This is a genomic window from Gluconobacter cerinus, from assembly GCF_025961355.1.
Taxonomy (GTDB): domain Bacteria; phylum Pseudomonadota; class Alphaproteobacteria; order Acetobacterales; family Acetobacteraceae; genus Gluconobacter; species Gluconobacter cerinus.
Genome location: NZ_JAOQNM010000001.1, coordinates 3,225,762 through 3,238,857, shown reverse-complemented (window position 1 = coordinate 3,238,857; position 13,096 = coordinate 3,225,762). Strand labels below are relative to the sequence as shown.

Genomic DNA, 13,096 nt, shown 5'->3' with positions numbered 1-13,096 from the left:
TTTCAGCTGACTTTCCCGTATTTCTAAAGTTACAAATGATATTCATTCTCAGAAACTTCAATCTTTAATTCACGCATCTTCGCAGTTGTTACATTGTAGGCAGCATTCCTGCGATGTTGAGCGGGCAAGTGGTTCGTACAAAAAAATAATTATGAAAATGGGTGTTTTTTAAGAATCGCTTCGTAAGAGACGTTTTCCTGTCGATTCAGCTAAGAATTGGCCTTCACGGTCTGCCTTTGAATGCCAAGCCCTTCGATTTCCAACTCTACGACATCCCCTGGTTCGAGATAGACTGGGTGAGGCTTGATGCCCATTCCGACGCCGGCAGGTGTTCCTGTGGCAATGATATCGCCCGGCATCAGGGTCATGTAGTGGCTGACATGTGAAATGATGCTGCGGACGTCAAAGATCATGTTGGAGGTATGCCCCGTCTGCCGACGGCGTCCGTTGACATCTAACCGCATGGAGAGTGCTTGCGGATCGGCGATTTCATCGGTCGTCACAAGCCATGGCCCCAGGGGCCCGAATGAATCGCAGCCTTTGCCTTTGTCCCACTGGCTTGTCTGCATCTGAAATGAGCGTTCAGAGACATCATTGGCGACACAATATCCCGCCACGTGCTCCAAAGCCTTCTCGGGGGAGATGTAGGACGCTTTTGTGCCAATAATGACTGCGAGTTCGACTTCCCAATCCACTGTGGTGGCATGTCGGGGGACCAGAATACCATCGTTCGGTCCCGTCAGGGCAGAGGTGGCTTTCATGAAGACGATTGGCTCTGAGGGGAGGGAAAGGCCTGCTTCCTCGGCATGATCCCGATAGTTCAGGCCAATGCAGATATACTTTCCGGCACCTGAGAACGGAATACCGTAGCGTGGTGCTTCTGAAACGACAGGGAGAGTGCTCGGATTAATGGCCCGTAAGGCGTCAAGCTGCTCTGGAGACAGGTGGGCAGCCGTAATATCAGGCAGAATCCCTTTGAGGCTTCGCAGCATGCCAGTGTCATCAATGAGTCCGGGTGTTTCCTGATCCAAGGGACCAAAACGACAGAGCTTCATCCTGTGACACTTTCTGTCCAGAGTAGGGAAGCATGAGATTAGGCATGTTTTGGTTTCTCTTCCAAGGATCGAAGGGCCTCCATTGTTCAAATTGATAACTTCAGTTATTGATATGTTATAACATACGTGTTTGACTATATGGGAGTTTCGGTTATGCCCCTGCTCAATGATGGTTCCCCGGAAGGGGATGAAAAGGGAACGCAGTGAAATGCTGCGGCTGCCCCCGCAACTGTGAGCGGTGAGGCTGATCACGATGGGTTCTATGAACCCGGCCACTGGGGCGTCAGCCTTGGGAAGGCTCGCGATTTGCCGATGATCCGCAAGCCAGGAGACCTGCCATCGAAAATGGTCATGGACGAAGCGAAAGGGCGGGGTGCACCTGACGCAGCAGGATGGTTCATCCTGCTCATCGTAGTGACGCATTGTTGAGTGAAGTTTGCGTTATCCATGAGGAAAATCAGTTTTGTCGGTGTGTTGCCCGTCGCAGCATTGACCGTTTTTCAGCCTGCGTTCGCCCAGACAGAAGACGTCAGGAAGGCGGCGGCCAAAGCGAAAGAAGAACACATTACGGCGCATGGTCGGGCGCAGCCGCTGAAGGATAGTGCTGTTATCGGGGGCAGACTTGGGCTGACGGTTCAACATAATCCTGCGACGATCAATGTGATTCAGCGCAGCGTGATGGAGCAGCGCGGTTATGCGCACGCTGAAGACGCCGCAGACAGTGCACCGGGTGTTTCTTCCGGTGGATCTCCAGGAAGTCCGGCGCAGATGATGATGCGCGGCTTCAGCGGAAATCAGGTTCTGATCCTGCGAGATGGCATTTATTACGGCCCGACCACGATGGTGAACCGTCCGCTCAACAGCTTCAATCTTGAGAGCGTTCAGGTTCTCAAGGGGCCGTCGTCTGTTCTGTACGGGCAGGGCGCTGTTGGGGGCACGGTGGACATGCGAACGCGTGACCCTGCGTTTGATGGGCCGCATGCTAATGCTCTGGTATCTTATGGCAGTTTCAATACATGGAATGCTGGTGTTGGCGGTTCGGTTCCCATTACTGACACTTTGGCCATTCGAAGTGATTTCAGTCGTACCTCGTCTGATGGATACGTTGCTGGCGCAGACCCACACAGCAACGATTTCACGACAACGTTGCTCTGGCACCCTTCGAAGAAATTTACAGCCCGCTTTGGCGTCGACTATCTGACAGATCGCTTGTCGACATATTACGGAACCCCTTTGGTCCCGCTGGCTCAGGTCCATGATGGCGTAGGCGGCCTGCTGTCGTCTTCCAAGGGGTTAGGCGTAAGCCGGTCATCGCTCTGGCGTTATTACAATTCCAAGGATGCAAAAGCTGGCTCGGTTAATGTGACCCCGACGCTCCATCTGACGTGGCAGCCAACGGAGAACATGACGTTTCACAATAAAACCTATGTCCTTTACGCCAAGCGCAACTGGAATAACGCTGAATCCTACAGCTATATCGGTTCAGCCGGGCAGACAGACGCAGCGGGAAATGCCATTGCACCCGGTCGGGTCGGCCGGGATCGGTTCTATGTTTATATGAACCAGCATCAGGTGGGTGACACGCTGGATGGTCAGTTTGATTTTCATGTTTTCGGAATGAAGAACCGTCTGGTCGTCGGTGGAGACGCGTATTATGTGCGGCTCATCCGGAATCGTGGTTTTCCGGACGCGACATATGCGGACAGCGTTTCTCTGAGTAGCCCTGAAAGCACGGCCGTGGGGAGTTTTGCGGGAGAATATCCGTATACGAAATCTCCCACAACCATGGTGGACGCAGGCATTTTCATGGAAGACATCCTGACGGTGCGGGACGATCTGCGTGTGGTGGGTGGATTTCGATATGACTGGCTGAAACTGGATCGTCAGAATTATAGCCAGTCCGGTGCGTTCAATCCTGCGACCAGCTTCAAGGGGAACTACAATCCTGCCAACTTCAGGATTGGCCCTGTTTATGATCTGACAGATAACATCAGCCTCTACGGCGTGTACACAACGGCTGAAGATCCGCCGGGCTCCAATATCTTCCTGGTTAATAAAGGCCAGTTTTCACGCCTGAGTCAGTCCAGACAAGGAGAAATCGGCGCCAAGGGTTCTTTCTGGAAAGGACGCCTGTCCTCTACGCTGTCTCTGTACGATATCCGCCGTACCCGAGTTCTCGTTGCTACCGGTGTGGACAGCGTGGCAACGGCGGGCGTTCAAAAGTCAAGGGGTGTGGAATGGCAGGGAGACCTCACGCTGGGCAAACACTGGAGCCTGTCGGGAAATGTTGCCTATACGTGGTCTCGTTATGGATCATTCCATCCTTCAGCGTCAGTGAATGCCTCCGGGAACCAGGTTCCGAACGTTCCGGCTGTAACGGCCAACCTGTGGGGTGTCTGGTCCCGGGTTGCAGATCTGCCGGTCGATTTGGGAGCTGGTATGCGTTACGTATCTGCCCGCAAGGGCGATTACGCCAACACCCTGAGTCTGAAAGACTATGCGCTCGTCAATCTTTTCGCGGCGTGGCACGCCTATCGTGGCGTGACGGTTTATGGCCGGGTAGACAATGTGGGAAACAAGCACTTCATTCAGTGGGCTGATACCAGTTATCCGAGTGAAGTGATGTTGGGGGCGCCGCGGTCCTTCTCGATCAGTGTTCAGGCGGGTTTCTGATCGTGTCTGAGGTTGTGCTTCAGACGCATGGTGCTGGGTATGACTGCATACTCTCTTTGACGGATCTCTCCGTCAGGGAGGGTGAGCATGTTGCACTTATTGGCCCCAATGGTGCTGGGAAAAGCACGCTTCTGAGGCTCCTCGCTGGATTAATTTCGCCGACGGAAGGGGAGATAGTTCTGGAAGGAACGCAACTCTGCGCCCTTTCCAGACCAATGGTAGCGCGCAAGATTGCGTGGCTTTCCCAGACCGACGATGTAACTTCTGAATTCATAGTTGAGGATTATATCGCTCTTGGCCGTCTCCCGTTTCGAGGCACTCCTCAGGCACAGCAGGACACCACGGCTCTGCAAACGGCGATCAAGTATTTCCGTGTCGAACCTTTTTTAAAACGGCCGATTGGCAATCTTTCTGGTGGCGAGCGTCAGCGTGTGATGCTGGCGCGATGTCTGGCCCAGACTCCCAAAATACTGTTGCTGGATGAGCCCACCAATCACCTGGACCTGGCGGCCAGAGCAGAGCTTCTAAATCTGCTTCGTGACCTCCCTCTGACAATCGTGGCTGTCCTGCATGACCTGTCTTTCGTGCCTGATTTTGCGCCGCGAACTCTCTTGATGAGGGACGGAAAAATCATTCTGGATGGGGCGTCTTCTGAGGTTCTGCTCTCTTCGGAACTAGGGCATGCGTTCGGCTTGAATGTTCATTCCGTTCAACTGGATGATGGCAGCACGACGTTCGTTTTTAGGCCGCGAGGCGCATGAAAACGCCTACCTTTATGCTGTTTCTGGGGTTCTGTGGCTTTGCCGCGCAAACGGCCTTCGCCTACCCGGTTACCGTGCAGAGCTGCGGGAAATCCGTAACGATCACGCATCAGCCGGAGCATGCTGTCATCCACGACGTTAATATGGCGGAGATGGCTTTTGCTCTGCATTTGCAGCCCTATATTCGTGGTTTGACGGGGATATCAGGCTGGAACAAATACACACCGGGTTTCAAAGCTCAGCAAGGCGATATCCCGGAAATTGCAACTCACTATCCCAGTCTTGAACAATTGCTTGATGTCGGAACAGATTTTTTCTTTGCCGGCTGGAATTATGGGATGCACGTGGGTGGGGATGTGACACCCGAGACCTTGGCAATTCAGGGTATCCCGACGCTTGTTCTGTCTGAAAGCTGCTTCCGGGCCGGGCACTCAACAACTCTCCCGACATTAGACCTTTTGTATAGCGACGAAAAAAAACTTGGACAGGTTTTCGGCCGGGAGCAGCTGGCTCGGCAATTGGTTGAAGGTTGGCAAAGGCGCGTTCAGCACATTAAGGATCGTCTCAAGGGCCATCACCCGTTACGTGTTTTCCTTTATGACAGTGGACGCGATCGGCCATTTACAGCTGGCCAATATGCCCTCGCGACAGAGCTGATCCGGCTGGGCGGGGGCGAAAATATTTTTCGTGATTTACCGACAAACTGGGGCGCCGCTTCGTGGGAAAACGCGGGTTTGCGTGATCCTGAAGCTATTTTGGTAATGGATTACGGGGCAGGTGTTTCAGACAGTCTGAAATTTCTGCGAAGCCAGCCATTGCTGACGGAGAGTACGGCCCTGAAGACAAACCGTGTTTTGGTTGTGCGCTATGATGAAATGACGCCGTCTCCAGCGAATATCGATGTGATCGAAAAGATTGCCGCCTTTCTCCACCCGGACGCAGCACCTTGATGAAGCGTGTTCTTAGCATCAGCGCTTTGCCTGCTTTGGGTGTGCTGGCATTTTTGGAAGTTACGCTCGGAAGTGCTTCTCTTCCCTGGCATTCGTTGCAAGCGGGACTTTTGGGCGGTCCAGCCAGTCATGAGATTGCCGCCCGGATCATCTGGTCCCTGCGAATGCCAAGGCTGGTTCTGGCTTTCTTGACCGGAGCAATTCTTGCCGGTGCAGGAGCACTTCTTCAGGCCGTAACCCGCAACCCCTTGGCAGATCCGTTTCTCTTCGGGTTGTCCTCGGGCTCAGCAACAGGGGCTGTTGCTGTCATCGTATTGTTGGGGGATGTTTTTGGCGTCTGGACGATCGCTTTTGGTGCAGTCGGTGGGGCATTTCTGGCAACCTCAGCACTTCTGTTGCTGGTATCGTTTAGATCCCGGTCTGGCGCACGGGTCTCAACGGAACGAATGCTGCTGTCTGGTCTGGCGATTTCCTTCGTCTTCTCTACTCTGACAAACCTGCTGATTTTCTGGGGTGACCGTAATACGGCGCAATCTGTCCTGTTCTGGACGATGGGCAGTTTTTCCGCCGCTCGCTGGTCGGCCCTGCCACTTGTCGTGTTGGGGCTTTTGCCCGTGATCTTCGGTAAATGGGCTTTTGGAGCTGATCTGGATGCTTTGATGGCCGGAGAGGAAACCGCAGCGTCCCTCGGGGTGCAAACAAGAAAGCTACGGCTTTGTGTTCTTGCCCTTTGCGCGTTTAGCTGTGCAACCACAGTGGCATTGTGTGGGCCGATCGGCTTCGTCGGACTGATTGTGCCGCATCTCATAAGGCCCATCTGGGGACGGTCTGTTCGAAATATCCTTATCCCCGCTATGGTCGCGGGGGGGATGCTGACAATCCTTTCAGATCTTCTCAGCCGCTGTCTTTTGCCGTCTCAGGAGCTGCCAGTTGGAATAGTCATTTCTGCGATAGGCGCGTGTTTCCTGATGGCTCTTCTAACGCGGCGCTGATGCGTCCTTGGCGCGTTTGCCTCAGAGAGACACCGTGATACCGCCGTCCACATACAAAACATGACCATTCACAAACGACGATGCACCGGAAGCAAGAAAAATACAGGCACCCGTCAGTTCATCAAGCTGTCCCCACCGACCCGCAGGTGTGCGCTTCTCCAACCACGTTGAAAATTCTGCATCATTTACGAGCGCGGCGTTGAGAGGCGTGTCGAAGTAACCCGGTGCAATGGCATTGCACTGAAGGCCGTGTCTTGCCCACTCGGTCGCCATCCCCTTGGTCAGATTCCCCACGGCACCCTTGGTGGCCGTATAGGGGGAGATATTCGGCCGAGCGAGGGCCGTCTGGACGCTGGCAATATTGATGATCTTACCCTGCCTACGGCCTAGCATATGTCTCGCAACAGCCTGTCCAACATTAAAAATGGACGTCAGGTTTGTCTGAAGAACCTTCTGAAACATTTCTGGCGGGAAGTCTTCCAAGGGCGCGCGGTGCTGCATTCCTGCATTGTTGACCAGAATATCAATGGGCCCGGTATCTTCTTCGAAGCGATCGACTGCAGTTCGAACAGCTGCATGGTCGGTCACGTCAAAAACAAGTGTCTCGACACCTCCCAGTTCCTCGGCTGCGGCCGAGAGTTTGGAAGCATCCCGACCATTCAGAACGACTTCAGCGCCTGCCGCTTGCAGGCCTTTGGCCAGACTGAAGCCGATACCTTGAGACGATCCCGTAATCAGAGCGCGATGTCCCGTCAGGTCAAAAAGAGATACACTCATGGAAAATCCTTCTTCCTTTGCTGTGTCAGCGCTCTGCCAACGCGGATCAGATGAACATTGAAATACCAACGCAGAAGACCAGTCCCAGAACGGCAATAATCGTTTCCAGAACTGACCAGGTCTTGATTGTCTGCGGCACGGTCAGGCCAAGATATTCTTTCATCTGCCAGAAGCCGGCATCGTTCATGGGGCCGAAAGCCACAGACCCTGCGCCGGTGGCAATCACCATGAGTTCTGGCGATACGCCCTGCGAGTGCGCGAGGATCGGACCCGCGATGCCGGAGGCCGTACTCATGGCAACGGTAGAAGATCCGCAAGCGACGCGGACGATCGCGGCCAGAAGCCACGCCAGCACGAGAAGTGGAACGTGCGCGCTGACGGCCGCGTCCGTGATGGCTTTGGAGACGCCACTATCAATGAGTTCACGACCAAAGCCCCCGCCCGCACCAACCAGAAGCATGATCAGAGCCGTTGGGCCAAGACACTCATTGGTGAAGCGAAGAATGGTTTCTCGTGAAAAGCCGCGGGCCAGGCCCAGCACGTAAAACGACATGACGGTTGCCAAAAGCAGTGCAATGTCCGTGTTGCCGATGAAGTGCAGAAACATGTTTGGTGCGCTTCTCGGAGTCGTAAACATGTCCGCGGAAGAGCCGATTAGCATCAGGATGACAGGGCATGTGATGGTTAGGACGGTAACCGTAAAGCCTGGGAGGTTTGTCGGGATTTCACGCCGCACAAACTGTTCTGCCAACGCATTCTTTTCTGTGATGAGAACACGGGGGCTGATGAAGCGCGCAAATAGCGGGCCTGAGATGGCCGCAATCGGTGTTCCCAGCAGAACGCCCCAGAAGATCGTTGTTCCAGTGTTGGCGTGATAGGCCGAGAGGGCGAGAAGCGTTGCCGGGTGAGGCGGGATCATGGCGTGCGTAACGGAAAGCGCCGCCCCCATGGGAAGGGCCACTCGCAGCAGCGATGTTTCCGTTCGGGCTGCAAGAACGAAAGCGAGCGGGAAGAGCAGGACAACGCCAACTTCGAAGAAGACTGGCAGCCCCACAAGCAGGCCTATCACCATCATGGCCCAGTCAATCCGTTGACGACCCGCGCGCTCTGAAATTGTCAGGGCAATCCGGTCAGCGCCCCCAGACTCAGCCAGCATTTTGCCAAGCATGGTGCCGAGCGCAATGATCGTGCCAACGTGCCCGAGGACGTGTCCGGCACCAGCTTCGAAAGATGCGACAACCTTGTCCGCAGGCATACCCGCGCAAAGAGCCAGCAGAATAGAAACGCTGAAGAGAACGATGAAAGGATTTAGACGAAAACGCGCAATGAGTACGACGACTGCAATGATTGCGGCTGTTGCCAGCAGAATGGCAAAGGTTGTTGTCATATGGAACGCAGCCCTGTCAGAACGAGGAAACAGTTCAGAAGCGGAAACCAGAAAAAACCGTTACGTGAGAGGCTCCTGCAGAGAACTGAAACTTTCTCAGACCCATACGCCGATTGCCTCAAAGAACGGATGTAAAGTCTGCGTCATGATCTCGGCAGAAGGCTTCCACCATCGCTCAAATGCATGCGTTGAAGAATATGGAAGCTGTGAATTTTTAAATTATTCCTGCATTTTTCGGTCCTGACCCAACACTAATGAAGCGCCTGAATGACGGGAACTTGAACGCAACGCATCAGTGAAGTGCCGCGTCAGGAGTCTGTACGGTGACAATGGCTACGGCTTTGTCGGTTCGTGCTACGATGCCGCAAGTCTGAACGCATTGACCTCAAGGACCACACAATGATCCCGTTTTCTGTTCTTGATCTTTCAATCATCACACGGGGCGCAGGCCCTCGTGAGGCGTTCAGGAATACAATCGATTTTGCCAAATTAGCAGAAAATCTGGGGTTTCATCGGTACTGGCTGGCTGAACACCATTCAATGCCGGGAATTGCGTCTGCGGCAACGGCCATTCTGATCGGTCAGGTGGCGGGGGCAACGACCCGTATTCGGGTGGGCTCTGGCGGAATCATGCTCCCAAATCACTCGCCCCTTGTTGTCGCAGAGCAATTTGGAACATTGGAGACGCTCTTTCCGGGCCGCATAGATCTGGGCCTGGGCCGGGCACCAGGGGCTGATCAGAGAACAGCCCGTGCTCTGCGGCGCGATCCGTCGGCGCCTGACAGGTTTCCGGAAGATGTGGTTGAGCTTCTGCATTACTTCGAGCCCATGGCGGCGGAAGATACGCATTTGATACGTGCCATTCCCGGAATGGGCCTGCGCGTTCCTGTCTGGATTTTGGGATCGTCTCTGTTTTCGGCCGTTCTGGCCGCCCAGTTGGGGCTACCGTACGCCTTTGCATCTCACTTCGCGCCAGCGCAGATGGAGGAAGCCATTGCTCTCTATCGGTCACGGTTTGAGCCGTCCGAGAGATGTGCTCGGCCTCATGTGATGCTGACAGTCAATGTCATTGCAGCGGATGAGGAAGCGGACGGCAAGCGCCTGGCGACGTCACTATACCAGTATTTTATGGCTTTGCGCCGCGGGCGGCCTATCGCGTTCCCGCCGCCTGTCAATAATATCCTGTCGTTGTGGTCGGCAGAGGAGCAGGCGCTGCTTGAGCAGACACTGGCTTATACGTTTGCCGGGTCCAGAGAGAGTGTGACGGGACACCTGAAACGCTTTTTGGAACGTCACAAGCCTGACGAGCTGATGGTGGCTGTCCCGATTCATGATCAGGACAGCCGCAAGCGCTCTCTTGAAATTACAGCCAGGATCAAGGCAGACGTGGGGGCTTGATCAAGCCTCTAACATGCGCCGCTGTAGGTCCTGATGGATTTGAATGAACAGGTCTCTCTGGGCGTGACTGCCACCAATGTCCTGTAAGTGAGGAAGCGCAGCGTTGAAAGAGAGCAGGGCTGAAGCGTTTTCATTGTGGAGATAGGCGTTCAGCCCACGGGCTAAAGGAATGCCCACCAGATCCCACGCTCGCTGATCTGGCAGGTTTTGCCCGGAGAGGCCCTCGATACGTCGCAGCAGATGCTGCCCTTCCGGACGATGGGCGCGGAGTAGTCCGTAAAGATATTGCAGGGTCAGAAAGGGCTGACTGACATCGTCCTGTCGTGAAGTGAGCCAGTTCGCCAGGTCCATCCATCGGTCCTCGACGTCAGCTCCCGCCAGCTCCAGACGGACCAGAAGGGATACTGCGCCAACCTGATCCTGTGAGAAGCTGCGTTCTCTGGTCCAGCAATGCTGGTCATAAACTGAAACAGCGTCGCTTACCCGATTGCGTGCAAGGTAAAAGAGAGCCAGATGCCACCACAGGTGCGTGTCCATGAAGGAGGTCAGCGTTTTCCAGCCGATAGACCGCTCTTCAAGAAACGCGGTACCCTCATCAATGCGTCCCTGCGTCAGGAAAACATGAGCAAGGGCATGTTGGGCCCAAGGTTCCGATGGGTCCATGGCAAGAGCTGTGCGGGCAGAACGCTCAGCAGCAGGTAAATCGTGGCACTGCTCATAGGCAAAAGCCAGCATACCGTGCAGGGCGGCAACGTCTCCGGCGGCATCTTCGCTGCGTAACGCAACGGCCAGCATGTCCTCAAAGCGGCCTCGAATGAAATCGTGATACTGGCGAAGCTTCAAAGTCACCAGATCACGCGGCCATTGGGAAAGAATACGATCTGTCAGGCGAAGAATAGCCTCTGGATCATCCGCAATAGAGGCCTCCAGAACTGAAAACAGAAGCTTTTCACGCGGAAGGGCACTGGTAACGGATTGAGTTGCGCGTTCATGATATCGGCGCGCTTCTGATGGAACATCACCTGTTTCAGAAAGCATCCAGAGCAGACCAGCATAGGTGTTCGCTAGGCAGTCCTCTGACTGATCTGCAACTTCAAGAATTTTGACGAGACGCAAGTCATATCCGAGGTAACCAAGGATAAAATCATTGATGCCAGCGATCGTGAACGCTTGGTCAGCAGAAATATCGTTGTTCAGAACGTCCTGAGTCATGGCGCCTCTCCGGGAGAGGAGGAAAGTCGCTGAAGTTCTCTTTCAACGTACTGGTTTACGATAACAGGCTGTTCCAGCATGATCTGATGACCGCAGTCTGGCAGGATATCCAAGGTGCTGGCGGGAAGGAAATCATGCACTTTTCTGACTTCCGTCAGAGGGACGATGCCATCGTTCTGACCCGCAAGAATATGCACGGGCTTGTCAAAATGGCGCAGGATTTCCGTATTGACCGGGGCCGCACCTGAACGGACAGCATTGATCATGAACAGGCTGTTGCGCTTCGTCGCCTGACGCTCGGTTTTGAGTATCTCTGGATCTACGTCTGGAGCCCATGCCAGCTTCTCGAAGCGCGCCTGTAAAGCCGGTCTTGCAAACGAGGCGATCCAGAAGGGCAGACGGTCCATCCAGTTTCCAAACATCGGCCCCTTTAGGGACGGGGCAAGAGATGCCGGTCCCAACAGAATGAGGCCATCAACGGGTATGTCCTCTCCAGCAGCAAGTAATCCGGAAATCCATTCCAGCGTGATGCGACACCCAAAAGAATGAGCGACGATGATGCGTTTGCGCGAGGGGAACGCTGCCAGAACAGCGGCAAGGTCTTGTACCGAAAACCGACTGGCAAAAACCTGTTCGTGCTTGGAGCGCGCACTCTCGCCATGTCCAAGCGCATCCCATGCGACGAGATTGATGGGCTCTTTGGAAAATCGGTCCCACTGTAGCCGCCACTGCTGACGGTTCCCGCCCAATCCGTGCACAAAAAAGAGCGTTGTGTCACTTCCAGCCTGTTTTGAAGAGACGGCAAGCCTGCGGCCTGGAACGCGGAAAAATGTTTCTGCTGGTGGAAGTGTCTCAGTCATGGCTGGTATTCCTCCCAAAACGTTCCTGCCACGTGGGGCGAGTGGGCTCACCCGGCAAGGGCGATGCCTCATAAACGCCGCGCGCGATCGCTCGGGCTGTGACCTGCGTGGCCGTATGCAGAATTTCGGTCCACTCCTCAATGGAAGCGGGCGCGGGTGCATCGCCTGTAGCGATGCCGAACACTGCGTCTCCATCCTGTGGGAGATGCGCGGGGAAAACGCCACGTGCGACGCCATCCTGCGCCAGAATGGCCAAGCGTTTGGCTTGAGCTTTCGTCAGGGTGGCATCAGTGGCAATAACGCCGATTGTGGTTCCAGCAACGTAATTCGGCTTCATGCGGAGTTTGAGGTCATCTGCTGTCAAATGAGGCGGGAAACCGAACCCTCCGAATTCCGCGTCCTGTTCGAAAGGCGCGCTCCAGAAGTGTGGTCCGTCTCCAATCGTGGCCGTCCCGACAGCATTGACAACCATAAGCGCTGCGACCGTGTGCCCGCTGGAGGTTATGGCGCTGGCTGATCCAAGCCCCCCTCTCACGGTCGCGGTGGTTGCGCCCGTTCCGGCGCCTTCGGTCCCTAGTTTGAAGGGACCGTGACATGCTGCTTGTGCGGCCTGATAGCCAAGTTCCGCATAAGGCGAGTATCGTCCCCAGTCCTTATCGCCGCCGTTCACGAGGTCAAAAAGACTGGCCTGCACCACAATAGGCACGCGGACCTGGCCGTCTGGCGTGGGAAGAGCGTCAAACTCTTCTCTCAGCCATGCCTGCACGCCGGCGGTTGCATCCAGACCATACGTCGATCCACCGGACAGCACGATGGCGTGAATGCCATCCACCAGCATTTCTGGCTCCAGAAGCGCATTTTCCCGAAGTGCAGGGGCTCCGCCAAGAAAGCTGCCTGAAGCGACAACTGGCCGGTCGAACATAAGCGCCGTGACGCCAGTTCTTTGTTGAACATTGCGCACATTTCCAACGCGAATGCCCGGAATGTCCGTGATGAGATTATGGCGGATTCTGGAAGTCATGGCACGTGTG

Annotated in this window: 11 protein-coding genes and 1 riboswitch; of the genes, 5 read left to right on the top strand and 6 right to left on the bottom strand. The window is 54.9% G+C overall.

Features of this window, described 5'->3' with window-relative positions:
• Positions 1-209 precede the first annotated feature (209 nt).
• On the bottom strand, positions 210-1,055 hold the full coding sequence (locus M2305_RS14915) for a fumarylacetoacetate hydrolase family protein (protein WP_264649863.1): 846 nt from the start codon (positions 1,053-1,055) through the stop codon (positions 210-212).
• 153 nt (positions 1,056-1,208) lie between these two features.
• Positions 1,209-1,410: riboswitch (cobalamin riboswitch) on the top strand.
• Between the two features lie 92 nt (positions 1,411-1,502).
• Here M2305_RS14915 and M2305_RS14910 point away from each other — a divergent pair.
• From M2305_RS14910 to M2305_RS14895, 4 genes are read left to right on the top strand one after another with little or no spacing between them, the layout of a single operon-like run.
• Positions 1,503-3,728 carry a TonB-dependent receptor gene (locus M2305_RS14910; RefSeq protein ID WP_264649862.1) on the top strand — a complete coding sequence of 742 codons (2,226 nt, stop codon included), beginning with the start codon at positions 1,503-1,505 and terminating at the stop codon, positions 3,726-3,728.
• Between the two features lie 2 nt (positions 3,729-3,730).
• Positions 3,731-4,489: an ABC transporter ATP-binding protein gene (locus M2305_RS14905; protein WP_264649861.1), complete on the top strand. Its 759-nt coding sequence runs from the start codon at positions 3,731-3,733 to the stop codon at positions 4,487-4,489.
• Positions 4,486-5,439: an ABC transporter substrate-binding protein gene (locus M2305_RS14900; RefSeq protein ID WP_264649860.1), complete on the top strand. Its 954-nt coding sequence runs from the start codon at positions 4,486-4,488 to the stop codon at positions 5,437-5,439. Before M2305_RS14905 ends, M2305_RS14900 begins: the two co-directional genes overlap by 4 nt.
• Positions 5,439-6,431, top strand: a complete 993-nt coding sequence (locus M2305_RS14895) for a FecCD family ABC transporter permease (protein ID WP_264649859.1) — start codon at positions 5,439-5,441, stop codon at positions 6,429-6,431. The genes M2305_RS14900 and M2305_RS14895 overlap by 1 nt, the downstream gene beginning before the upstream one ends.
• Before the next feature lie 21 nt (positions 6,432-6,452).
• Here the strand turns inward: M2305_RS14895 and M2305_RS14890 are convergent, their stop codons facing one another.
• Both M2305_RS14890 and M2305_RS14885 read right to left on the bottom strand, forming a co-directional pair.
• Positions 6,453-7,208 (bottom strand): SDR family oxidoreductase, encoded by a 756-nt coding sequence (locus tag M2305_RS14890; RefSeq protein ID WP_264649858.1) that lies wholly within the window; start codon positions 7,206-7,208, stop codon positions 6,453-6,455.
• Positions 7,209-7,254: 46 nt separating this feature from the next.
• Entirely contained in the window at positions 7,255-8,595 is a 1,341-nt protein-coding gene (locus M2305_RS14885) for a GntT/GntP/DsdX family permease (RefSeq protein WP_046901908.1), read from the bottom strand.
• Between the two features lie 399 nt (positions 8,596-8,994).
• Between M2305_RS14885 and M2305_RS14880 the strand changes: the two genes are divergently transcribed.
• Complete coding sequence (locus M2305_RS14880) at positions 8,995-9,993, top strand: LLM class flavin-dependent oxidoreductase (protein ID WP_264649857.1); 999 nt, start codon at positions 8,995-8,997, stop codon at positions 9,991-9,993.
• Here M2305_RS14880 and M2305_RS14875 read toward each other — a convergent pair whose 3' ends face one another.
• The 3 genes from M2305_RS14875 to M2305_RS14865 are packed head-to-tail and all read right to left on the bottom strand — an operon-like array spanning position 9,994 to position 13,086.
• Complete coding sequence (locus tag M2305_RS14875; RefSeq protein WP_264649856.1) at positions 9,994-11,205, bottom strand: tetratricopeptide repeat protein; 1,212 nt, start codon at positions 11,203-11,205, stop codon at positions 9,994-9,996. It abuts the gene before it with no gap.
• Complete coding sequence (locus M2305_RS14870) at positions 11,202-12,065, bottom strand: alpha/beta fold hydrolase (protein WP_264649855.1); 864 nt, start codon at positions 12,063-12,065, stop codon at positions 11,202-11,204. Before M2305_RS14870 ends, M2305_RS14875 begins: the two co-directional genes overlap by 4 nt.
• Complete coding sequence (locus M2305_RS14865) at positions 12,058-13,086, bottom strand: P1 family peptidase (protein ID WP_264649854.1); 1,029 nt, start codon at positions 13,084-13,086, stop codon at positions 12,058-12,060. The genes M2305_RS14870 and M2305_RS14865 overlap by 8 nt, the downstream gene beginning before the upstream one ends.
• Positions 13,087-13,096 lie beyond the last annotated feature (10 nt).

Bases quoted from the DNA above. Each gene is read 5' to 3' on its own strand.
- M2305_RS14915 (WP_264649863.1), bottom strand. From the start codon at position 1,055: ATGAAGCTCTGTCGTTTTGGTCCCTTGGATCAGGAAACACCCGGACTC.
- M2305_RS14910 (WP_264649862.1), top strand. From the start codon at position 1,503: ATGAGGAAAATCAGTTTTGTCGGTGTGTTGCCCGTCGCAGCATTGACC.
- M2305_RS14900 (WP_264649860.1), top strand. From the start codon at position 4,486: ATGAAAACGCCTACCTTTATGCTGTTTCTGGGGTTCTGTGGCTTTGCC.
- M2305_RS14895 (WP_264649859.1), top strand. From the start codon at position 5,439: ATGAAGCGTGTTCTTAGCATCAGCGCTTTGCCTGCTTTGGGTGTGCTG.
- M2305_RS14890 (WP_264649858.1), bottom strand. From the start codon at position 7,208: ATGAGTGTATCTCTTTTTGACCTGACGGGACATCGCGCTCTGATTACG.
- M2305_RS14885 (WP_046901908.1), bottom strand. From the start codon at position 8,595: ATGACAACAACCTTTGCCATTCTGCTGGCAACAGCCGCAATCATTGCA.
- M2305_RS14880 (WP_264649857.1), top strand. From the start codon at position 8,995: ATGATCCCGTTTTCTGTTCTTGATCTTTCAATCATCACACGGGGCGCA.
- M2305_RS14875 (WP_264649856.1), bottom strand. From the start codon at position 11,205: ATGACTCAGGACGTTCTGAACAACGATATTTCTGCTGACCAAGCGTTC.
- M2305_RS14870 (WP_264649855.1), bottom strand. From the start codon at position 12,065: ATGACTGAGACACTTCCACCAGCAGAAACATTTTTCCGCGTTCCAGGC.
- M2305_RS14865 (WP_264649854.1), bottom strand. From the start codon at position 13,086: ATGACTTCCAGAATCCGCCATAATCTCATCACGGACATTCCGGGCATT.